The sequence below is a fragment of the Haladaptatus sp. DYF46 genome (genome assembly GCF_021083305.1).
GTDB lineage: Archaea > Halobacteriota > Halobacteria > Halobacteriales > Haladaptataceae > Haladaptatus.
This window is the reverse complement of sequence record NZ_JAJFAY010000001.1, coordinates 1,458,971-1,479,310: the sequence shown is the minus strand read 5'-3', so window position 1 is coordinate 1,479,310 and position 20,340 is coordinate 1,458,971. Positions and strand designations below refer to the sequence as shown.

General features: G+C 64.4%; 25 protein-coding genes. 11 read left to right on the top strand and 14 right to left on the bottom strand.

What is annotated here, in order from left to right; all coding sequences use genetic code 11:
• Positions 1–116: 116 nt before the first annotated feature.
• From LJF34_RS08185 to LJF34_RS08160, 6 genes are all read left to right on the top strand, one after another.
• Positions 117–338, top strand: coding sequence for a hypothetical protein (locus LJF34_RS08185; protein WP_231184406.1), 222 nt, complete (start codon positions 117–119; stop codon positions 336–338).
• Positions 339–633: 295 nt separating this feature from the next.
• Positions 634–1,971 (top strand): dicarboxylate/amino acid:cation symporter, encoded by a 1,338-nt coding sequence (locus LJF34_RS08180; protein WP_231184405.1) that lies wholly within the window; start codon positions 634–636, stop codon positions 1,969–1,971.
• Between the two features lie 18 nt (positions 1,972–1,989).
• The gene (locus LJF34_RS08175) at positions 1,990–3,306 is read left to right on the top strand and encodes an aspartate aminotransferase family protein (RefSeq protein ID WP_231184403.1); all 1,317 of its coding nucleotides are present in this window, start codon (positions 1,990–1,992) and stop codon (positions 3,304–3,306) included.
• Positions 3,307–3,352: 46 nt separating this feature from the next.
• Complete coding sequence (locus tag LJF34_RS08170; RefSeq protein WP_231184401.1) at positions 3,353–4,360, top strand: ABC transporter ATP-binding protein; 1,008 nt, start codon at positions 3,353–3,355, stop codon at positions 4,358–4,360.
• Positions 4,357–5,154 carry an ABC transporter permease gene (locus tag LJF34_RS08165; RefSeq protein WP_231184400.1) on the top strand — a complete coding sequence of 266 codons (798 nt, stop codon included), beginning with the start codon at positions 4,357–4,359 and terminating at the stop codon, positions 5,152–5,154. Before LJF34_RS08170 ends, LJF34_RS08165 begins: the two co-directional genes overlap by 4 nt.
• 57 nt (positions 5,155–5,211) lie before the next feature.
• Positions 5,212–5,622 carry a hypothetical protein gene (locus LJF34_RS08160; protein WP_231184398.1) on the top strand — a complete coding sequence of 137 codons (411 nt, stop codon included), beginning with the start codon at positions 5,212–5,214 and terminating at the stop codon, positions 5,620–5,622.
• Between the two features lie 4 nt (positions 5,623–5,626).
• On the opposite strand, the gene LJF34_RS08155 is transcribed toward LJF34_RS08160, so the two are convergent.
• On the bottom strand, positions 5,627–6,067 hold the full coding sequence (locus LJF34_RS08155) for a VOC family protein (protein ID WP_231184397.1): 441 nt from the start codon (positions 6,065–6,067) through the stop codon (positions 5,627–5,629).
• Between LJF34_RS08155 and LJF34_RS28885 the strand changes: the two genes are divergently transcribed.
• Together LJF34_RS28885 and LJF34_RS08150 are read left to right on the top strand one after the other, a co-directional pair.
• On the top strand, positions 6,066–6,197 hold the full coding sequence (locus LJF34_RS28885; protein WP_255665758.1) for a hypothetical protein: 132 nt from the start codon (positions 6,066–6,068) through the stop codon (positions 6,195–6,197). The genes LJF34_RS08155 and LJF34_RS28885 overlap by 2 nt on opposite strands.
• Positions 6,198–6,255: 58 nt before the next feature.
• The gene (locus LJF34_RS08150; RefSeq protein WP_231184396.1) at positions 6,256–6,489 is read left to right on the top strand and encodes a hypothetical protein; all 234 of its coding nucleotides are present in this window, start codon (positions 6,256–6,258) and stop codon (positions 6,487–6,489) included.
• Between the two features lie 19 nt (positions 6,490–6,508).
• Here the strand turns inward: LJF34_RS08150 and LJF34_RS08145 are convergent, their stop codons facing one another.
• The 9 genes from LJF34_RS08145 to LJF34_RS08105 all read right to left on the bottom strand — a co-directional run bounded on the left by LJF34_RS08145 (position 6,509) and on the right by LJF34_RS08105 (position 15,913).
• Positions 6,509–7,489: an isocitrate/isopropylmalate family dehydrogenase gene (locus LJF34_RS08145; protein ID WP_231184395.1), complete on the bottom strand. Its 981-nt coding sequence runs from the start codon at positions 7,487–7,489 to the stop codon at positions 6,509–6,511.
• Positions 7,486–8,085, bottom strand: a complete 600-nt coding sequence (gene leuD, locus LJF34_RS08140) for a 3-isopropylmalate dehydratase small subunit (RefSeq protein ID WP_231184394.1) — start codon at positions 8,083–8,085, stop codon at positions 7,486–7,488. Before leuD ends, LJF34_RS08145 begins: the two co-directional genes overlap by 4 nt.
• Positions 8,082–9,503 (bottom strand): 3-isopropylmalate dehydratase large subunit, encoded by a 1,422-nt coding sequence (gene leuC / locus LJF34_RS08135; RefSeq protein ID WP_231184393.1) that lies wholly within the window; start codon positions 9,501–9,503, stop codon positions 8,082–8,084. Before leuC ends, leuD begins: the two co-directional genes overlap by 4 nt.
• Positions 9,500–9,739, bottom strand: a complete 240-nt coding sequence (locus tag LJF34_RS08130; protein ID WP_231184392.1) for a hypothetical protein — start codon at positions 9,737–9,739, stop codon at positions 9,500–9,502. The genes leuC and LJF34_RS08130 overlap by 4 nt, the downstream gene beginning before the upstream one ends.
• A gap of 40 nt (positions 9,740–9,779) precedes the next feature.
• Positions 9,780–10,841 carry a ketol-acid reductoisomerase gene (ilvC, locus tag LJF34_RS08125; protein WP_231184391.1) on the bottom strand — a complete coding sequence of 354 codons (1,062 nt, stop codon included), beginning with the start codon at positions 10,839–10,841 and terminating at the stop codon, positions 9,780–9,782.
• Positions 10,842–10,853: 12 nt separating this feature from the next.
• A complete protein-coding gene (gene ilvN / locus LJF34_RS08120) occupies positions 10,854–11,573 on the bottom strand; it encodes an acetolactate synthase small subunit (protein WP_231184389.1) in 720 nt (239 codons plus the stop codon).
• Entirely contained in the window at positions 11,570–13,405 is a 1,836-nt protein-coding gene (gene ilvB, locus LJF34_RS08115) for a biosynthetic-type acetolactate synthase large subunit (RefSeq protein ID WP_231184388.1), read from the bottom strand. The genes ilvN and ilvB overlap by 4 nt, the downstream gene beginning before the upstream one ends.
• A gap of 363 nt (positions 13,406–13,768) precedes the next feature.
• Positions 13,769–14,911, bottom strand: coding sequence for a 2-isopropylmalate synthase (locus tag LJF34_RS08110; RefSeq protein ID WP_231185053.1), 1,143 nt, complete (start codon positions 14,909–14,911; stop codon positions 13,769–13,771).
• A 375-nt stretch (positions 14,912–15,286) separates the two neighbouring features.
• Positions 15,287–15,913, bottom strand: coding sequence for a heme-binding protein (locus LJF34_RS08105; RefSeq protein WP_231184387.1), 627 nt, complete (start codon positions 15,911–15,913; stop codon positions 15,287–15,289).
• Between the two features lie 140 nt (positions 15,914–16,053).
• Between LJF34_RS08105 and LJF34_RS08100 the strand changes: the two genes are divergently transcribed.
• Complete coding sequence (locus tag LJF34_RS08100) at positions 16,054–16,746, top strand: SDR family NAD(P)-dependent oxidoreductase (protein WP_231184386.1); 693 nt, start codon at positions 16,054–16,056, stop codon at positions 16,744–16,746.
• Positions 16,747–17,021: 275 nt separating this feature from the next.
• On the opposite strand, the gene LJF34_RS08095 is transcribed toward LJF34_RS08100, so the two are convergent.
• On the bottom strand, positions 17,022–17,348 hold the full coding sequence (locus LJF34_RS08095; protein WP_231184385.1) for a hypothetical protein: 327 nt from the start codon (positions 17,346–17,348) through the stop codon (positions 17,022–17,024).
• A 113-nt stretch (positions 17,349–17,461) separates the two neighbouring features.
• Between LJF34_RS08095 and LJF34_RS08090 the strand changes: the two genes are divergently transcribed.
• Complete coding sequence (locus LJF34_RS08090; RefSeq protein WP_231184384.1) at positions 17,462–17,761, top strand: hypothetical protein; 300 nt, start codon at positions 17,462–17,464, stop codon at positions 17,759–17,761.
• A 3-nt stretch (positions 17,762–17,764) separates the two neighbouring features.
• On the opposite strand, the gene LJF34_RS08085 is transcribed toward LJF34_RS08090, so the two are convergent.
• Positions 17,765–18,067 carry a HalOD1 output domain-containing protein gene (locus LJF34_RS08085; RefSeq protein ID WP_231184383.1) on the bottom strand — a complete coding sequence of 101 codons (303 nt, stop codon included), beginning with the start codon at positions 18,065–18,067 and terminating at the stop codon, positions 17,765–17,767.
• 174 nt (positions 18,068–18,241) lie between these two features.
• Here LJF34_RS08085 and LJF34_RS08080 point away from each other — a divergent pair, with 174 nt between their 5' ends.
• Positions 18,242–18,409 carry a hypothetical protein gene (locus LJF34_RS08080; protein ID WP_231184382.1) on the top strand — a complete coding sequence of 56 codons (168 nt, stop codon included), beginning with the start codon at positions 18,242–18,244 and terminating at the stop codon, positions 18,407–18,409.
• Positions 18,410–18,472: 63 nt separating this feature from the next.
• On the opposite strand, the gene LJF34_RS08075 is transcribed toward LJF34_RS08080, so the two are convergent.
• Positions 18,473–19,009: a 20S proteasome subunit A/B gene (locus LJF34_RS08075; RefSeq protein ID WP_231184381.1), complete on the bottom strand. Its 537-nt coding sequence runs from the start codon at positions 19,007–19,009 to the stop codon at positions 18,473–18,475.
• A 51-nt stretch (positions 19,010–19,060) separates the two neighbouring features.
• Positions 19,061–20,299: an MFS transporter gene (locus tag LJF34_RS08070; RefSeq protein ID WP_231184379.1), complete on the bottom strand. Its 1,239-nt coding sequence runs from the start codon at positions 20,297–20,299 to the stop codon at positions 19,061–19,063.
• Positions 20,300–20,340: the final 41 nt, after the last annotated feature.

Here is a 20,340-nt window from a genome sequence, read left to right as displayed (position 1 = left end):
CGAGGCGCTTGCGCCTCGAAACACGAACGGCGACGCCGTGAGTCGAGTGAGCGGGCCGAGGAACCCCCGACGGAGCGACTGAAAGGAGCGACGAAAGCGGGGTGACTCGGTTTTTCGTGAGCAGCGCGAACGAAGTCCTCGAAAATCGGAGATTTTCGGGATGTGACGAACGCAAAGCGTTCGTAACCGGCTCGGAAGTCGCACGCCCGCGGAACGAAGTGAGCAGGAACGTCTTCCGGTGTTTTTGGTCCAGATTTTTCGAGGGAGAGGCAGAATCCGGCGCGGTTCACGCCGGATTCTGCCTCCGACCGCCGAAAAAGGTGGAACTGGCCCGGTGACGAATCCGGGTGCGAAGCGGGAGTAAGACGGATTTCTTTCACTACAGTTCCACGTTTACAAACGTTCTGTTTCGCCGACTTTCCCGGCGAGTGAACACGGTTCCGGTGTGGGGAGAACGCGACGAGCGAAGCTCTAGCCGGGGAAAAACGGACAACAGCGACATCGATAACCGACTGGTTCTCCCTCGGTGAAAACTACATCGGTTCAATATAATCGTCGTTATTGGAATTAATCTCCATATTCTGCCCCGAATCGAAGTATTTTTGCATCGTTTTTGAGTACTATTGGAGACGTATGGCAAGTATTGTCCAACAGGCATGGCGGCGCTACCGGTCTGTCGCCATCATCTACCGTATCGCGGCGGCGTTCGTCCTCGGGTCCGTCGTGGGACTCGTGGTCGGCGAACCGGCGACGAACCTCCAACCGCTCGGCGACCTCTTCGTTCGACTGTTGAAGATGGTCATCGTTCCCATCGTCGTCTTCACCCTCATCATGGCGGCGCGGAACCTCTCGCCGAAGAACCTCGGCAAGGTCGGCGGGCAGGTCATCCTCCTGTATCTCCTCACCACCGGCGTCGCCATCGCCATCGGCCTCGGCGTGGCGAACCTCATCGACCCCGGCGTCGGGTTGCACCTCAAGGACGCGCTGGCGAAACCGGCCGTCGAGACGAAACAGGCGTCGGGACTCGCGAGCGTCCTTCTCAACATCGTCCCCGAGAACCCGTTCAGCGCGATGGCGGAGGGGAAAATCCTCGGCGTCATCTTCTTCGCGCTGGCGTTCGGTGTCGGCCTGACGGTCGTCCGCGACGAGGCCGAAGAGGGTTCGGACGTCTACAACGGCGTTCAGACGACGTTCGACGTGGTCGAGGCGGGTGCCGAAGTGATGTTCAAAATCGTCTGGGGAATCATGGAGTACGGCGTCATCGGCGTGTTCGCGCTGATGGCCGCGCTGTTCGCACAGACGGGGCCGGAGGCCATCCTCTCCCTGTTCAAGCTCTTCGCCACGCTCGCCATCGCCATCGGCCTCCAGATATCGATCGTGTACCTCCTCGTCATCGTCCGCGGACTCGTCGGTCACTCCCCCATGGACTTCGTCCGCGGCGGGAAGGACGCCATGGTAACGGCGTTGAGCATCCGCTCGTCGAGCGGGACGCTCCCGGTCACGATGTCGAACGCTGACGAGAACCTCGGCATCGACCAGGAGGTGTACAGTTTCTCCCTGCCGCTCGGCGCGACCATCAACATGGACGGAACGGCGATGTACCTCGGTATTGCCGCCATCTTCACGGCAAACGTGGTCGGGAAGACGCTCACGATCTCGGAACAGTTGAGCATCCTCGTCACGGCGCTCATCGCCAGCGTCGGAACCGCGGGCGTTCCGGGCGCGAGCATCGTCATGATGACCGTCGTGTTCACGCAGGTCGGCCTGCCGATTCAGGCCATCGCGTTCGTCCTCGGCATCGACCCGCTGCTCGACCGGATGCGGACGATGAACAACATCACCGGCGACCTCGCGGTGACGACGCTCGTCGCCAAGTGGAACGATGCCATCGACTTCGGCACCGGCGTATGGGTCGACGACGAGAGCATCGACGCGGATGACACGCCCAACACTATCACGGGCGGCGACTAACGGAAACAACGACAATCGATGAATTCGGACCCCACAACCGACGCGACGCGGAGCGAGCGAATCGTCGAACGCGCCCGCGAGGTGATTCCGGGCGGCGCACAGACCGGACTCCGGGCGCAGGCCTACGACACCGGCGACGTCGCGTTCGAACGAGCGAAGGGGACGACGTTGACCACCGTCGATGACGAGGAGTACACCGATTACCACCTCGGCTTCGGCCCCATCATCCTCGGACACGCGTACGACCGGGTGGACGACGCCGCGCGAAGCGCCATCGGGGACGGCGTCCTCTACGGCGCGGGAACGACCCCCCTCGAAGTCGAGGTGGCCGAGCGACTGACCTCCCTCCTCCCCGGCGTCGAGCAGGTCAACTTCTGCAACAGCGGGAGCGAGGCGACCTATCACGCGATTCGACTCGCACGGGCGTACACGGGCAACGAGAAAATTTTGAAGTTCGAAGGCTGCTATCACGGCTGGCACGACTACGTGGACGTGAGCGTCTATCCACCCGAGGACGAACTCGGCGGGGGGTACCCCGAATCCGAGGGGATGCTCCCGTCAGCGGTCGAGAACACGCTCGTCGTCCCGTTCAACGACCGCGAGGCCGTGGAGGAAGTCTTTCGCGAACACGGCGACGACCTCGCGGCCGTCATCCTCGAGCCCGTTCCCCACTCCGTCGGGTGCATCCTGCCCCGAGGGGAGTTCCTCGAAACGCTCCGCGAGGTGACGCGGGAGGCGGACGTTCCGCTCGTCTTCGACGAGGTCATCACCGGTTTCCGTCACTCGCCGCACGGCGCGCAGGGCGAGTTCGGCGTCACACCCGACCTGACCTGCGTGGCGAAAGCCCTCGGAAACGGCTATCCCGTCGCGGCGGTCGGCGGTCGCGAGGACTTGCTCGCGCAGGCGGGCGGGGACAACGAATCCGGCGTCGTCATCAGTGGAACGTACTCGGGTAACCTGCCCGGACTCGCCGCGGCGCGCGAAACCCTCGACGCCATCGTCGAGGAGGACGTCCAGCGCCACGTCACCGACCTCGGCGACGAGTATCGGGCCGGACTCCGGGACCTGCTCTCGGACCGCGACATCGAGGGTCGGGTCGTCGGCCATCGAAGCATCTTCAGCGTCCAGTTCGGCGTGACGGGGGAACCGGAGAACTACGAGGACGTCCTCGGCTTGGACGAGGGGCGATTCCGCGAGTTCGCGGTGGGGATGCGCGAACGCGGCCACTTCTTCACGCCGAACCCGTACAAGCGCCACCACCTCTCGCTTGCACACGGCGAAGCGGAACTGGCGGACTATCTCGCCGACGCCGACGACGTGTTTGGGAACCTTTGACCGGGTTCAGCACCCTTAACCGCGCCCGTCGACTACCGTTTTTCGAATGGATTCTGCGATACGAATACGCGGTCTGGAAAAGGAGTACGGGGAGGTACGGGCGCTCGATGGGGTCGACCTCGACGTTCCGAAGGGGTCGTTTTTCGGCCTGCTCGGCCCGAACGGTGCGGGGAAGACGACGTTCATCAACATCCTCGTCGGCCTCGTGAAGAAGTCCGGCGGGTCGGCGGAGGTGTTCGGCGCGGACGTGGAAGACGACTACCGCGAGGCGCGCGACCGAATCGGCCTCGCGCCGCAGGAGTTCAACGTGGATCGATTCTTCCCGATTCGTGAGGTGTTGGAACACAAGGCGGGTTATCACGGGATTCCGCGGCAGGAGGCTGGAGAGCGCGCGGACGAGGTCCTCCGGCGGGTCGGCATCTACGACAAGCGCGACACGCGCTTCGATTGGCTCTCCGGCGGGATGAAGCGGCGATTCGTCCTCGCGCGGGCGCTCATCACCGAACCCGACCTGCTCATTCTGGACGAACCGACCGCCGGGGTGGACGTGCAACTGCGCCACGACCTGTGGGACCTCATCACCGAACTCAACGAGGCGGGGACCACGATTCTGCTCACGACCCACTACATCGAGGAGGCCGAACGCCTCTGTGACGAAGTCGCCATCCTCGATTCGGGCGAAATCGTGGAGGTGGCGAGCCCCGAGGAACTCATGGACCGCGGCCCGGACAAGGTCACGATTTCGCTCCGCAACCCGCCCGAATCCGCGCCGCACCTGTCGGCGGGCCGGGACCGGATTCAGGACGTCGAACTGGACGGCGACGAACTCGTCGTCACGGCACCCGAGGCGGGACTGCTCGCCCCGGAACTGGTCCGCGAACTCGACCGGAAGGGGTTCGAAATCGTTCACTTCGACATCTCGCGCACCTCGCTCGAAGAGGTGTTCGTCGAGATGACGCGGGCGGACGAGAGCACGGGCGGACGGGACGAATCGGCAGATGGGAAGAGAGCGGACGACGAACCGGCCGCGGTTACGGGCGGTGAGAAGGCGTGAGCGCCGAAACCGATTCGTCCGGTCTCACCGGATTCGTCACGCTGACCCGCCGGGAAATCCTTCGATTCCTCCGTCGGCCGCGGAACACGTTCGTCCCGCCGTTCGTGACGAACGTGCTGTACTTCTCCGTGTTCGGCGTCATCCTCGGCAATCGAGTGGGGCAGATGAAATTCGGCGGTCACTCGGTCGATTACATCGTCTTCATCCTGCCCGGACTGGTCGTGCTGGGAGCAATCTCCAACGCCTTCGAGAACTCCTGTTTTTCCATCTTCCACGGACGTTGGAACCGCTACATCGAGGAGACGCTGACCTCGCCGATGTCCTACTCGCGGATGGTCGCCTCCTACATCGTCTCGGGGGCGACGCGGGGCATCCTCGTCGGGGCGCTCATCGCCGTCCTTGGAGCGTTCTTCACGTCCGTCGGCGTCGCCCGGCCGTTCTATCTCCTCGCCTTCGCCGTCGTCATCACGCTGCTCTTCTCCAGTTTCGGCGTGATCGGTGGCCTCTGGGCCGACGACTGGGACAACCTGACGATGATGAACCAGTTCATCGTCCGCCCGCTGGTATTCTTCGGCGGCGTCTTCTACACCCTCGAAAGCCTCGATTCGGACCTCCTTCAGACCCTCACCCTTCTCAACCCGATGGTGTACATGGTCGACGGCGTCCGGTACGGCTTCCTCGGCGCGTCGGAACTCGACCCGAACCTCTCGCTGGCCGTGCTGACGGGACTGACGCTCGTCGTGATGGGCATCGACACGTACCTGTTCCGAAAGGGGTACGGGTTGACCGACTGAGCGGTTCTCCGGGGCACGCGAATTTATTAGTAGCATAGGTTACAATAACGGCCTGTCATGGTCTCCCAAACCGTCTCCAACTGGTTTCCCGACCGTCCGCCGACGTGGAAGGAGGTAGCGATGACCGCTCTCGTCTGCGTCCCACTCGTCATCAACCTCTATCCGTACGACGAAATTTCGTGGGGGTGGACCGCGGTGGGATTCGCCCTCTTCGTGGTAGCGCTGGGACCTGCCGGAAACACGTCGTTCGGAAAAGCCGTCGGGCGCTGGTTTCGAGCAATCGGGGGGGCTGGCCGCGTGGCAGTCATCGTCTGTTTCGTCGTCGGCGTCTGGTGGACGATGCTCACGGTCGACCTTCCGATTACGAGGATAGAGAGCTTCATTGGCGGGTGGATGGTCGCCATCCTCGTCTATCAGGTAGTACACATCGCCGACGCCGGGGAAATCGATGGCTGGAGCGTGACGTAGCCAACTACTCCCGTCGCTCGCGCCACTCACTCAGCGGCATCGGGTCGCCCGGGTCGGGGTCATCGGACAACTCCGCCAGCAGTTCCAGCGAGTTGCCGTCGGGGTCCGAGAAGTAGACTGTCGCGCTCGGCATCCACGGATGAACGATGGGTTCGTCCGGTTCGACGCCGAAGGCCGCCCGCGGTTCGATGTCGCGTTCTTCGAGGAACGGAAGCATCTCGTCTACCTCGTCCTCCGACACGCGGAACGCGAAATGGCTCGATTTCGGGTCCTCTTTTTCCCACACGCCGAGCATCGAGCGCGGGATTCCGGTGAAGTAGAAGGCTATTTTCCTTCCCTGTTCGTGCCGACCGAGTTCGAGGCCGAGCGTGTCGCCGTAGAAGTCCATCGCCCGGTTGAGATCGGCCACGTCCACATGCGTCTCGTACACGCCGTCGAGGTCCATGGGGTCACTTCCTCGGACGCGCGAATGGCCGTTCCGGTCCGTTCGCCGTCGTCCGATAGGCCGCCTCTGTTCCCGTTTCGGGCGCGAGACGGCGGACGGAATCGAGACGCTTTCGCGCATCGGACGATGACTCCGACCCCATCGTTCAGTGCAGAAAGCATTTATCGCACGCACTAATCTCCCCGACAATGATCGATTTCGGAACGATGCTCGTCGGGTTCGGTGCCATCACCCTCGGCGCGCTCGGTACTCGATTCGACTACTACTTCGCCCGGATGAGCGAACAAGCCGACGCCATCGGAAGCACGACGCCGGTGAGCGACGTCGAACCCGCCGACTGGAAGGTCATCACGACGCGACTCGGTTTCGGCGTGCTTGGCGCTATCGGCGTTCTGATGGTACTCCTCGCCGCTTGGCCCTGAAGAAAGAAGACGGACGTATCTACAGCCGCGACAGTACCGCTTCCGTCACGTCCTCGGTGGTCGCGTCGCCGCCGAGATCCGGCGTTCGCGGCCCGTCCGACAGCACGGATTCGACCGCCCGTCGAACCGCCGCGCCCTCCTCGTGGTAGTCCAGATGTTCTAGCAACATCGCCGCCGAGAGCATGGTCGCGGCCGGGTTGGCAACGCCCTCGCCCGCGATGTCCGGGGCGGTGCCGTGGACGGGTTCGAACAGCGCGTTGTCCGGGCCGATGTTCGCGGACGGGAGCAGTCCCAATCCGCCGACCAGTCCGGCGGCGAGGTCCGAAAGTACGTCGCCCGCGAGGTTCGGACAGACGATGACGTCGAACTCCTCGGGGTGCAAGCAGAGATTCGTCGCCATCGCGTCCATCAGCATTTCGTCGTGCGGGACGGTGTGGACGTCCGCGACTCTGTCCACCGTGTCGCGGAACACGCCGTCCGTCTCGCGCATCACGTTCGCCTTGTGGGCGATGGTGAACGACTCCTCGTCGCGTCCCTCGACGTACTCGCACGCGAACTCTGCGAGTCGCTCGGAGGCGGATTCGGTGACGACGCGGGTCAGCGTCGCCACGTCGTCGCTCAGACGCGATTCGTGGCCCGCGTATACTCCTTCGGTGTTCTCGCGGAGGAACACGAGGTCCGTCTCGGGACGGAGCGCGTCGGTGCCGGGGTAGGCCCGCGCGGGGCGCACGTTGACGAACGAATCCACTACGCCGCGAAGCGGGAGGATGACCTCCGCCGCCGTCTCGCCCGCCGCCCCGAACAGCGTCGCGTCGGATTCCGCGACGAGCGTGCGCGTTTCCTCGGGAAGCGCCGTTCCCGTCTCCTCCTTCACGGCGTCGCCCGCGTCCGCTTCCACGAACTCGAAGTCCGGTTCGACGGCTTCGAGTACCCGCCGCGCCGCGGGAACGACTTCCTGCCCGATTCCGTCGCCGGGGATGACCGCGATTTGCTCGCTCATTGTTCCACGTAGGGGAGGCTCTGGGCCGTCCTTTCGATTTCGGCTTCGTTCGACTTCATCAGCGCCGTCGTGTCCCAGACGCCCTCCACAAGCGCCTGTCGCTGGGCGTCGTCCACGTTCGCGGCCACCGTCTCGCCGTCGTAGCGCACCGTTTCCGCCGCCACGTCGACTTCGATCACGGCGTCGGGGTTCTCCTCGACGAAGTCCTGTAACGCCTCGACCGTTTCGGCGTCGGCGGTGACGGTCGGAATCCCGAGCGCGAGGCAGTTGCCCGCGAAGATTTCCGCGAAGCTCTCGCCCACGATGGCGTCGATTCCCCACCGAGCGAGCGCCTGCGGCGCGTGTTCGCGCGAGGAGCCACAGCCGAAGTTGGCGTTGACGACCAGTATCGACGCACCCTCGTGTTCGTCGCGGTTGAACGGATGCGGTTGCGGGTCGTCGTTCTCGTCGAACCGCTGGTCGAAGAACGAGAACTGCCCCAACCCGTCGAAGGTGACGACCTTCATGAACCGGGCCGGGATTATCTGGTCCGTGTCAATGTCGTTGCCGCGGACGGCGATTCCGGTTCCGGATTCGTGCGTGACCTTCTCGGTCATGCGCTCGCCACCTCCGGCAGTTCGCGCACGTCGGTCACTTCGCCGCGGATGGCGGCGGCCGCGACCATCTCCGGACTCATGAGGACCGTCCGTCCCTCGGGGCTGCCCTGCCGTCCCACGAAGTTGCGGTTCGAGGAGGACGCGCTGGCCTCGTCGCCGTCGAGTTGGTCGTCGTTCATGCCGAGACACATCGAACAACCGGCACCGCGCCAGTCGAACCCGGCCTCGCGGAAGATGTCGTCCAAGCCTTCCTCCTCCGCGGCTGCTTTCACGCGTTGACTGCCGGGAACGACCATCGCCCGCACGTCGTCGTGGACTTGACGTCCCTTCACGACCGCTGCGGCGCGTCGCAAATCCGGCAGTCGAGCGTTCGTACACGACCCCACGAACGCCACGTCGATGTCGTAGCCCGCCATCGTCTCGCCGGGTTCGACGCGCATGTGTTCCTGTGACTGTCGCGCCGTCTCCCGCTTGTCTTTCGGCAGGTCGTCGGGGTCCGGAATTGGTTCCGTGATGCCGACGCCCTGTCCGGGGGTCGTTCCCCACGTCACCATCGGTTCGAGTTCGTCGCCGTCGATGACGACTTCGTCGTCGTACGTCGCGTCCTCGTCCGAGCGCACGGACTCCCAGTAGGATTTCAGTTCCTCGAACTTCTCGGGGTCGTCGCTAAAGGCGTCAGTCTCGCGCAGGTACTCGTACGTCGTCTCGTCGGGGTTGATGTACCCCGCGCGAGCGCCGCCCTCGATGGACATGTTGCAGATGCTCATCCGGCCTTCCATGCCCAGATTCTCGATGGCTTCGCCCGCGTACTCGTACACGTAGCCGACGCCGCCGTCGGTGCCGAGGCGGCGGATGATTTCGAGGACGATGTCCTTCGCGGAGACGCCCTCGCCGAGTTCGCCCGTGACGCGAATCCGGCGCACCTTCTGTTTCTCCATCGCGATGGTCCCGGTGGCGAGCACGTCGCGAATCTGGCTCGTCCCGATACCGAACGCCAGCGCGCCGAACGCGCCGTGCGTCGCGGTGTGGCTGTCGCCGCAGACGATGGTCATGCCGGGTTGGGTCAACCCCTGCTCCGGCCCGATGACGTGAACGATGCCCTGGTCGCCCGATTTCGGGTGCGAGAAGTCGATGCCCGCCTCGCGGACGTTCTCCTCCAGTTCGGACATCATCTCCTCCGCCGCGTCGTCGGCGTACGGGCGCGACTGGTCCGCCGTCGGAACGATGTGGTCCACCGTCGCGTGCGTGCGCTCCGGATACGCGACCTCCATGTCGCGCTCCTCCAGCATTCCGAACGCCTGCGGACTCGTCACCTCGTGGACGAGGTGCAGGCCGACGAACAACTGGGTCTGCCCCGTCGGCAGGTCAGTCACCCGGTGTCGGTCCCACACCATGTCGTAGAGCGTTCCCTCGCTCATCGATACTGTACCCGGTATTCGTGGCCGCGTTCGAATACGCTCGCCGAGTCACCCGCTCCCGCAGGTGGCTCGTGTTCGATGTCGGCCATCGTTTCCGCTTCTTCGTCGCTCGATTCGCTCGCTCCGCCGTCCGTGACGATCCGACCGCGACTGAACACCCGCGTCATCGCTCCCCGGTCGGCGTAGGGGTGGACGTGGCTTATCTCTCCCATCGTCTCCGGACCATCGCTGCTCACGGTTTCACCGTTCTCTTTTCGATGTTCCGAAGGAACATCGCTAGTCATCGGCTGTCACCCGCTCCTGTTCCGTTTCGTCGGATTCCGACTCCTCGTTTTCCGTTTCCGACCACGAGAACAGTTGGCGGAGACGGTCCCCGACCTCCTCGATTTCGTGGTTCTTCTCGGCCGTCCGCTTCTGACGGTACGACGGCCGCCCGGCCTGATTCTCGACGATCCACTGGCGGGCGAACTCGCCGTTCTGCACCTCTTCGAGCACCTGCTCCATGTTCTCGCGGGCGTGGTCGTCGACGACGACTTCCCCGCGGGTCAGGCCGCCGTATTCGGCGGTGTCGGAGACCGAATCCCACATCTCGCCGAGGCCGCCCTCGTACATCAGGTCCACGATGAGCTTCATCTCGTTCAGACACTCGAAGTAGGCCATCTCGGGCGAGTACCCCGCGTCCACGAGCGTCTCGTAGCCTGCCTTGATGAGTTCCGTGACGCCGCCACAGAGGACGGCCTGCTCGCCGAACAGGTCGGTTTCCGTCTCCTCTTGGAACGAGGTTTCGACCACGCCGGCGCGGGTACAGCCGATGGCTTTCCCGTAGGCGAGCGCCTCCTCTTTCGCCTCGCCGCTCGCGTCCTGATAGACCGCGAGCAGGCCCGGCGTTCCCTCGTCGGCTTGGTAGTTCCGGCGCACGAGGTGGCCCGGCGACTTCGGCGCTATCATCGTCACGTCCACGTCCTCGGACGGTTCGATCTGGCCGTAGTGGATGTTGAACCCGTGGGCGAACTGCAGGGTGTCGCCCGCTTCGAGTTCGGATTCGATGTCGGCGTACACTGCGGGTTGCACGGTGTCCGGAACGAGTACCGAGACGACCTGCGCCTCGCTCGCGGCCTCCTTCGGGGTCGCGACGCGGAGTCCGTCGTCCTCCGCCGCTTTTCGGGAGGAAGAGCCCTCGCGCAGGCCGACGACCACGTCCACCCCGCTCTCCGCGAGGTTCTGTGCGTGGGCGTGGCCCTGACTGCCGTAGCCGAGTACGGCCACGGTCTTGTCGTTCAGGTAGCTATCGTCCGCGTCGTCGTCGTAGTAGATCGTCGCGTCTTGTTGATTCGTCATTGTTGGTAGTCCTCAGTTTTCGTTCGTGTTCGACGTCTCGCTGTCTTCCGCGCTGTGCGGGTTTTCCGGCGGTTCGGTGGAATGCCCCGGTTCCTCGCCCGGCGTCGTCGGCGTGTCGCCGCGTGCCAGTGCGGTCTGGCCGGTTCGTGCGATTTCGATGATGCCGAACTGGTGGAAGGCGTCCACCGCGTCGTCGATCTTCTGCTGGTCTCCAGTGATCTGTACCGTGATGGTTCGCGGCCCGGCATCTAACGTTTGGCCCTCGTACATCTGCGTGATTGCGTGCACTTCGTCGGGCTTGTCGCCGCGCACCTTCAGCAGCACCAACTCGGCGCGGACGGCGGGGTCGTCCACCTCGCCCACCTGAATGACGGGCTTGAGTTTCGCCAGTTGCTTTTCCACTTGGTCGATGCCGGATTCGGTCTCCTCGACCACGAGGGTGATACGCGCGTGGCCGTCCACCGTCGTCGGGCCGACGGTCAGGCTCTCGATGTTGAATCGCCGCCGGGAGAACAACCCGGAGACGCGCGAGAGGACGCCCGGTTCGTGTTCGACCAGCGCGGAGACGACGGCGGTCCGCCGTCGCGGCTCCGCCTCCGCTTCCGGGTCGATTCGGATTCCCTGCTCGTTTCGTCGGCCGTCGGGATGCGGCCGGTCGTCGGGCGCGCTGCCGGGCATTCCCGCCGACGGGTTCCGCGTCGCTCCGTCGTCCGTGGAGTCTTCCCCGCTCATAGTTGGTCCTCCGTGAGGGCGAACTTCCCGTTCGCGCCGCCGCTCGGCACCATCGGATAGACGTTCGCGTCGGGGTCCACGTGGAAGTCGATGACCGACGGGCCGTCGTAGGCCAGCGCCTCCTCGATGGTGTCGGCCACTTCGTCGTAACAGTCCACGGCGAACCCTTTCGCGCCGAACGCTTCGGCCAGTTTGTCGAACTCCGGACACCAGTCGTACTCGGCGGCCATCCGCCGACCCTCGAAGAAGGCGTCCTGCCACTGGCGAACCATCCCGATGTACTCGTTGTTCAGGATGACGACGGTGATGTCGAGGTTCTCCCGAACCGCAACGGACAGCTCCTGCATCGTCATCTGGAAGGAGCCGTCGCCGTCGACGCAGACGACCTGCTGATCGTCGTCGGCCGCGAACCGAGCGCCGATTGCAGCGGGCAGCCCGTAGCCCATCGTTCCCAGACCGTGACTGGACACCCACGTTCGCGGACTGCGGTACGTCCAGAACTGCGCGGCCCACATCTGGTGCTGACCGACGCCGGTCGTGACGATGGCGTCGTCGTCCGTCGCCTCGTCCAGCGCCTCGACCACGAACTGCGGTTTCAGCGGTTCGTCGTCCGGCGTGTCGTAGGTCAGCGGGAACTCCTCCTTCCACGTCGAACACTGTTCTCGCCACTCGCCCCAGTCGCCCGATTGGACCGATGACACCTCCGTTTCGAGTTGTTCGAGGACCGTCCCGGCGTCGCCGACGAGCGGGTAGTCCGCGTGGACGTTCTTCGAAATCTCGGCCGGGTCGATGTCGATGTGAACGACCTCGGCCTCCGGTGCAAACGTGTCGACGCCGCCGGTCAGTCGATCGTCGAACCGACAGCCGACGGCTATCAGCACGTCACAGTGCGTGACGGCCATATTGGCGTAGCCGGTGCCGTGCATCCCCGCCCACGACAGACAGAGGTCGTGGTCCTCGGGCATCGATCCGATGGCGGGCATGGTCGTCACCACGGGAATCCCGTGTTCGATGGCGAACTGCCGGGCCTCCTCGGAGGCCTCGCCCTTGACGACGCCGCCGCCGAACAGGAACAACGGTTTTTCGGCGCCGTTGATCGCTCTCGCCGCCGCTTCGACGGCGTCCGATTCCGCCTCCGTCTGCGGGGAGTACGTCTCGGGCGTTTCCGTCTTTCCGGTTTCGAGGCCATCCGTTTCGCCCAGCGTCGCGTCCTTCGGCAGGTCCACGAGCGTCGGACCGGGACGTCCCGTCTCGGCGAGCGCGAACGCCTCGCCGACCATGTCGCCGACGGTGTTCGGGTCGCCCGCGAAGTAGTTGTGTTTCGTGATTGGGGTGGTGACTCCCGTCGTATCCGTCTCCTGAAACGCGTCGGAGCCGACCATTCCCGAGGGAACCTGTCCCGTCAGGGCGACCATCGCGTCGGAATCCATGTTGGCGTCGGCGATGCCGGTGACGAGGTTCGTCGCGCCCGGCCCGGAGGTTGCGAGACAGACGCCCGGGTCGCCTTTGACCACGCCGTAGGCGTCCGCCGCGTGGGACGCGCCCTGTTCGTGGGCCATCGTCACGTGGTGGATGTCCGAGTCGAACAGCGCGTCGTAGACGGGCATGATAGCCCCGCCCTGCACGCCGAACATCGTTTCGACGCCCGCGGCTTCCAGCGTCGAGACGAGCGACTGTGCGCCCGTCTGTGCCTCCTTCGTGGCCGGTTCGGACGTCGCGTCCGGCGCGTCCGATTCCGCTTCGGGCGTCGCCTCCACTTCTTTCTCCGTGGCCTTCGTTTCCCGCTCGTCGTCCGTCTCACGGGAAACCGGGTTGACGGTGCCTTCGCTCACGGCCCCGTCACCTCGGTTCGATTCGCGTTCATCGGTCGATACTGGTCCGCGTACGGTCGTGTGCCTGTGTCTGATTGCGGTCGTGTGCTCATCGTTTGCGCGTATGCGTCGTGCTGTTGGGAGTTCGATTCGTGCCGGTTCGGGGTGAGAAGAGGTGAGGGGTAGCTAGACCCCTACAATAATGCGTACGCGCTCCACGGCCGCAACGCTCGACAGCTGCGAACCGCGGGTCGAACGTCGTCGTGGCATCTGTGTGAACATCGTTCGTGCCGCGACACAAATAGCCCTTACGTGCCGGGCAATTCTTGCAGGGTCGTGTTGGCCGTGGCTCACGGCGGGTCATGAAACGACGGGAGGCCATGGTTACGCCTGCGCCTCCTCGCTAGAATCGACGCCCAGTTCGCGGGCGAATCGCTGTACGTCGCTCACCGTCACGCGGTTCTTCTTCGCACCGCGGTCTTTGACCCGGCGCGTGATTTGGCGTACCTCGGAGTCAGTCGGGACGAACCCGGACTGTTGCAGGTGCTGCCGTACCGCGTGAGTTCCGGTGTGTTTGCCGAGGACGAACTCGCGGTGTGCCCCGACCATCTCCGGTTTCATCACGCCCGTCTCGAACGTGTCGCTGTTCTCGATGACGCCCGCGGCGTGAATCCCGCTCTCGTGGGCGAACGCGTTCGCCCCCACGACGGGTTTGTTCACCGGGATGTCCACCGCGCTGTACTCCGCTATCATCTCCGACAGTTCCGTGATGCGTTCCGTGTCGATTCCGGTATCGACGCCGTAGACGCTCTCGACGGCCATGACGACCTCCTCGAAGGCGGCGTTTCCGGCGCGCTCGCCGATGCCGTTGACGCTGACCTGCACTTGGTCCGCGCCCGCCTCCACGCCGGCGATGGCGTTCGCGGTCGCCATGCCGAAGTCGTCGTGCGTGTGAACGTCGATGCGCGCGTCGGTGTGGTCCCGAACGTGGGAGACCAAGTCGGCGAACCGACTCGGCGTGCCGACGCCGCAGGTGTCGGGGATGTTGATCCACTCGGCACCCGCCTCGCTGACGGCTTCGACGATTTCGGCCATGTAGTCCGGGTCCGTTCGCGTCGCGTCCATCGGCGAGAACATCGGAATCGCTCCCGCTTCGGCGACCCGTTCGACCGCTTTCACGGCACGTTCCGTCACGTCCTCGCGCGTCGTGTGCATCGAATCCTCGATTTGCACGTCGCTGGTCGAAGCGAAGACGTGTACCATCTCCGCGCCGGTGTCCAGCGCGGTTTCCACGTCGCCGTCGACGATCCGTGCCAACGCACAGGTCGTCGAGCTGGTGGACTCCGCGATGTCGCGGACGGCCGCGAACTCGGCGTCGCCGTTGGCCGGGAAGCCCGCCTCGATGACGTGGGTCCCCATCTCGTCCAGCTTCGCCGCGATTTCGCGCTTTTCGTCCGGCGTAAACGAGGTGCGTGGCGTCTGCTCCCCGTCGCGGAGTGTCGTGTCGAAAATTCGAACTGAATCAATCTCGTCGGTGTGGGCTAACGTGCCCTCGAAGAACTCGACCCCCCCTGTTAGGGGTCATGTCGTTGTTTGACATTGTACTCGGTTCAATTGCCGACCTCCTATATAAGCGTGGCGCTCCGACAGGTGGTGGCAAAATTATCTCATCTTCTCGATGACAAGGGCTCGGAGGAAATCGACGGACATCGTCGGGGTGGTATGTGTTTAAGGTGGCTAAGGGTATCCGGAGTCTATGGGGGACATCCGAAGATTCGATACCGATATCTCGCCGTTTTTCCGGGTGAAATTTCGGCGGCGGTTCGAAAATATCGCCGCGCGCGGTTCCGTCCCTTTCCCTCCCCGGTCCCCCTGTCGCGCTGACCGTCTTTCGCCGGACCGCTACTCCAACGCCACCGCGATTTCGTTCCGGCGCATGAACGGCGGCGTCCACGGGTCGTCGTAGCGCAGGAGGAACGGGTCGCCCGTCGGCGTCAAATCGTGTGCCGAGAGCGTATCGAACAACCGCTGTCGATGCTCGGCGATTCGGTCCTCCGTCGCGTACCACGAAAACGGACGGACGGCGAGGGTTCGCGCTTCGACGTGTTCGACGGTCACGGTCTCGTCTTCCGGTTTCGGCGCTCCCTCGGCGGTGTACTCGCCGGGCAGGAAGAACGCCATCTCCATCCCGTCGCCCGACGACTCGGACGCGACGGGTGCCGTCATGGCTATCTTCTCCCGTCCGGTCGAAACGGGTGCCGTCATCTCGATTTCCGTCTCCGAACGGTTCTCTCCCTGAATGTAGCGGAACAGTCGCCGAAACGCCTCTTCCTGACTGCTCGCCGTCGTTTTGGCGACCACGGTGTCGGGGTAGCGTCGAATCTCCACGCCATCGACGTGCAGTGCGGTCGTGTACGGCACTTGGTCGGTCGTCCGCCGGGTGTAGGCTCCCCACCCGACCCACGCGGCACCGAGCGCGGCGGCAGTCCCGAGGGCGAACGCGGCGGACTTCGTGATGTTCCGTGCCATGGAGACGAATACGCCAGCCACGGGCAAGTAGCTACTCCCCCGTAGTGTGGTCCGAACGGTACGGTCGCGGATGTGCGCTGGCGTCCTCTCGCCACCCTTTCCGACACAACACGAATGGCGATGGACGGCGTGAACCGCGTATGAACATCGACCTGTACGATTCGCTGGACGGGCAGGTCGCGCTCGTCACGGGCGCGAACCGCGGCATCGGCGAGGAAATCGCGACGCGACTCTCCGAACTCGGTGCGACGGTGTACGCCGGAGCGCGCGACCCGGACACCGTGACGGCATCCGATCAGCGGGCGGTCCGACTCGACGTGACCGACGAGGAAGCGATTCGTGCGGCCATCGGGACGATTGCGGACGAGGAGGGCCGACTCGATATACTCGTCAACAACGCCGCGACGTACGGCCCGACGGGCAAACTGGACTCGCTCGACGGCAGGGAACTGGAGGCGACGCTTCGGACGAACCTGCACGGGCCGATGCTCGTCACGAAACGCGCGCTGCCGTTGCTGACCGAGCGCGATGGCGGCCGCGTCGTCACCCTTTCGAGCGGGTCCGGGCAGTTCGACGGCGGCATCGACACCGGCCATTTCCCCTACGGCGTCTCGAAGGCGGGCGTGAACGCCTTCACCGACGCACTGGCGACGCAATACCCGAACCTCGTCGTCAACGCCGTCTGTCCCGGGTGGGTGCGGACCGATATGGGCGGGTCCGGTGCGCCTCGAAGCGTCGAGAAGGGTGCCGAGACGCCGGTGTGGTTGGCGCGCTTCGAACCCGAAAGTCCCAGCGGGAAACTGTGGCGGGACCGATGCGTCATCGGGTGGTGATCCGCGGACGTCCAGTCGGCTTGCTAGACAATCTCACGGTTGCACAACGATTATTATATTAGCCAAAATACGTGATGATACACCCACGGACCGAACCCGAGTGATCATCATGACCCGTACCACCCAACCGTGCCAAACGCGCTTCGTTCTCGCCGAGAACGACGTGTCCGCGGTTGGGATATCCGCGTGGAAGGGCCGGTATGGCTCTCCCAACGGGAATCTTTCCCGCGGACGCGACGGGTGGTATGGTGTTGCCGATGGCCACCACGGTCGGTTTACACCCACGCTCGTCGCGTAAGGCGGACGCCACTGCCAGCGGCGGCGGGTGTTTTCTTCGATTCCACCGAATCGAGAGACACCCGACTGCGCGTGGGTTCGGGCCGCTTCCGGCTCTTTTCGACCACGTTTCCGTCCCGGTATCGGCGTTCGTCTTCGTGACCGCGTAGTGTCGGGTGCTGCGATTCGCGGGCGTCCGCGACCGGAACGGGCGGACGGCCACGAGCGTTCACGCGCCGCGGTTCGTCCTCGGACGAACCCCGTGAGAGGTGTCGCTGTCGAACGGTTCGAGCCACCGCCGACCGCACCGATACGCCTCGTTCCATATCATCCCACCCCGTTCCACCGCTCCCGTCGGGTAGTGGTCTACCCCACGCCGCGCTCATCGGTTTCGATGGGTTGCGGGTGACGGTCCGCGTTCGAATCGCGCGGGAGCAGTATGTCACAGGCACTCCACGCAGTGACCGTCACTGCCGAAGTCACGGTGTTGGTCCCCCGCGGTACCGACGGCACCCTCACGACGGCGGCGCGGGACGCGCTCGCGGCAATCGAGCGCGTTCGAACCGTTCACGACGTCGAACACGCCGGGTTCCGTCCCCGAGCGACGGACATCGAAGTCGATATCGTCGCGCGGTTGACGGTGGACGAGGCACGTGGCCGAGAAGCAGTCGAAACGGCTCTTCAGAACGGGTTCGGTGTTCGCGCGGTCAACGTGACCGCACTGGAGTCGGACCGATAACCGTTATTTCAGTTCGACGACGCCGGACCCGCGGGCGATGACCGTGTGTCCGGCGTAATCGAATTCGACGCTCATCGCTGTCGAACCCCGTCCGTTACAAGTCGGGTCGAAAAAGTCGTCCAGTGCGTCGGGGTCGATTCGCTCGTACAGCGGTTCGACGTTCGTCAGACTCACGTCGTCCTGTTCCGAGACGGCGCGGATGACCGTCTCGCTTACGTGTTCCCCGTCCCGAACGGTGAACACTCGCGTTGATTCGGTCGTCGGTATCGTCGGTTGGTTGGGTGTCAGTTGTTTTCCCGGAGACATCGTTCGACTACTATTTGTTGCCAACGACGGTGTATAAAAAACCCTATTATCTGGAACGAACGTGGGCGTAGAGCCATCATATCGTATGACAACGGTGACAAGAAAATCAGTATACAGTTCAGAAAATCCACTATTTTGCATAGATATATACCGTATAGAATCGCCAAGTTTAGTATGGAATCTGGATTAACCGACGAAGATATCAAACAAATCGAACGATTCGCGCAGACGCCACGGCACGAACGAACCCCCGACCTCCTCCGTCAAATAGAGTCGGGGAAAACCGAAACCGAACCGGAAGCGGAAACCAACGCCGACGACGACCGCGAACCGGACCGATAACACCACGGAATTCGAGGCCGTTTGTGGCCCGATTCGATGTGTTGAGTCTCCCACTTCTTGCGCTCAGGCCGTCCCCTCGAATCGGAGTACGTCGATGTCGTCGCCGGTATCGGTGTCACGCTCGGCCACTACCGCGAGCGTCTCTCGGGCGAGGGCTTCGATATCGTCCACGCTCGCCCCCTCGTCGGCGTCTTCGAGGCGTCCGTACGCGACGGCGGCACCGCTTCCGACCGCGGTGGCGTCGGTCGCCAAGACGAGGCCGTCGCTTCCGATCTCGCGGAGGGCCGCGTTGCCGTTCGAATCAGTTCCCGCGACCAACCCATCGACGCCGACTTCCCCCGCGAGGTCGGCCGCGATTCGCTCGATTCGCTCCATCGACGGCGGTTCGTCGCTGTCGAGACGTTCCCTCCGAAGTTCGGACCCGACCCGTCTGTCGAACTCCTCGATGGCTCCGACGTCGCCGACGAGCGCCGCGCCGGCGTCGTCGTAGTCGAACACGCGCCGAACCGCGTCGGAGCGAACCGTGCCGCCGACGGTCGCCTGCCGGTCACCCGCGAGGACGGCCCCGTCGTCGCATCGAATCCCCAGTACGGTTGCCATGGGTGAGCCACGCGACGGACGGAAAAGAGGGTTGTCGCCGTTCGATCGGATCTACGCCCTGACGGCCGGGTGGCGACGGGTCCGGTAGACGCTCATCGACGCGATGGAGAGCGCGATGACGAGCGCGACGATGGCGCTGATGACGAACAGCGGGTAGTAGCCCGTCACCTCGGCCAACCCGGCGAACAGTATCGGTCCGGCGGCGCGGCCGAGGAACGTCGTACTGTTGCGGAGGCTCAAGGCCCCGCCGCGGAGTCCCGAGGAAACGAGGTCGCTGATGGCGGCATCGACGGCGGGCATGGAGAGGCCGAGTCCAGCGCCCAGCACGAGCATCGTCGCCGCGATGAAGACGGGCGAGGGGGCCAACCACGCGCCGAACAGGCCGACCGCGTAGCAGACGAACCCGGCGGCGATGAGGCCGTAGTTCGAGGTGTACCGGGCGAACCAGCCGTTCTTGGCCGAAACGACCACCGAGGAGACCTCCGCGACGGACAACACGAGTCCGATGGCGAACGCCGACATGCCGAAGTCGCCCGCGAGGAGGAACGGCAGAATCGTTAGCACCGTGCCGAACAACAGGAGTTCGGTCATGCACGCCGCGCCGTAGCAGACGAGCGCGTCGGGGCCGCTCAGGACGCTCGCGGCGCGGCGGAGGTAGGCGAAGCCCTTCGAGTCGCGTTCGTGGTCCGGTTCTTCGAGGTGTCGAACCGCGTAGAGCGCGAGCGGCAAGCCGAGGAGGTAGGCGACGTACGGCACGTTCCACGAGACGGTGGCGAGCGCCCCGCCGATGATGGGGAACAATCCGGCCCCCGCCGAGAGGACGGCGTTGTTCATGCCGAGGACGGTGTTCCGCTGGGTGCCCTCGAACGAGTCCCCGATGAGCGTGACGGTGGTGATGAAGATGCCTGCGGCGGCGGTGCCGCCGATGGTTCGGAGTATCAGGACGGCCTCGTAACTCGGCGCGACGACGATGGCACCGCCGGAGAGGCTGAAAACGACGAGGCCGCCGATGAGGACGGCCCGTCGTCCGATCCTGTCGGCGAGCATGCCGATGAACGGCGACAGGAAGATTCCGGTCAGGAAGTACGTGCTGATGAGGAGGCTCGCCTGCGCGTCAGTGATGCCGAACGCGTCGCGGAACGCGGGGAGCGTCGGACTGATGAGCGGCACGCCGAGCGGTGCGAGGAGCGTCGCCGCGAGGACGATTTGAACCGTCGGCAGTCGCCACGGCGACGTCGATTCCTCGTTCTCCGGGCGATTCGTCGAAGCGGATGGCTGTGAAGGTGGCATGGTCCCTACCCTGCGACACTGATTGTCACACTAGATGGGAG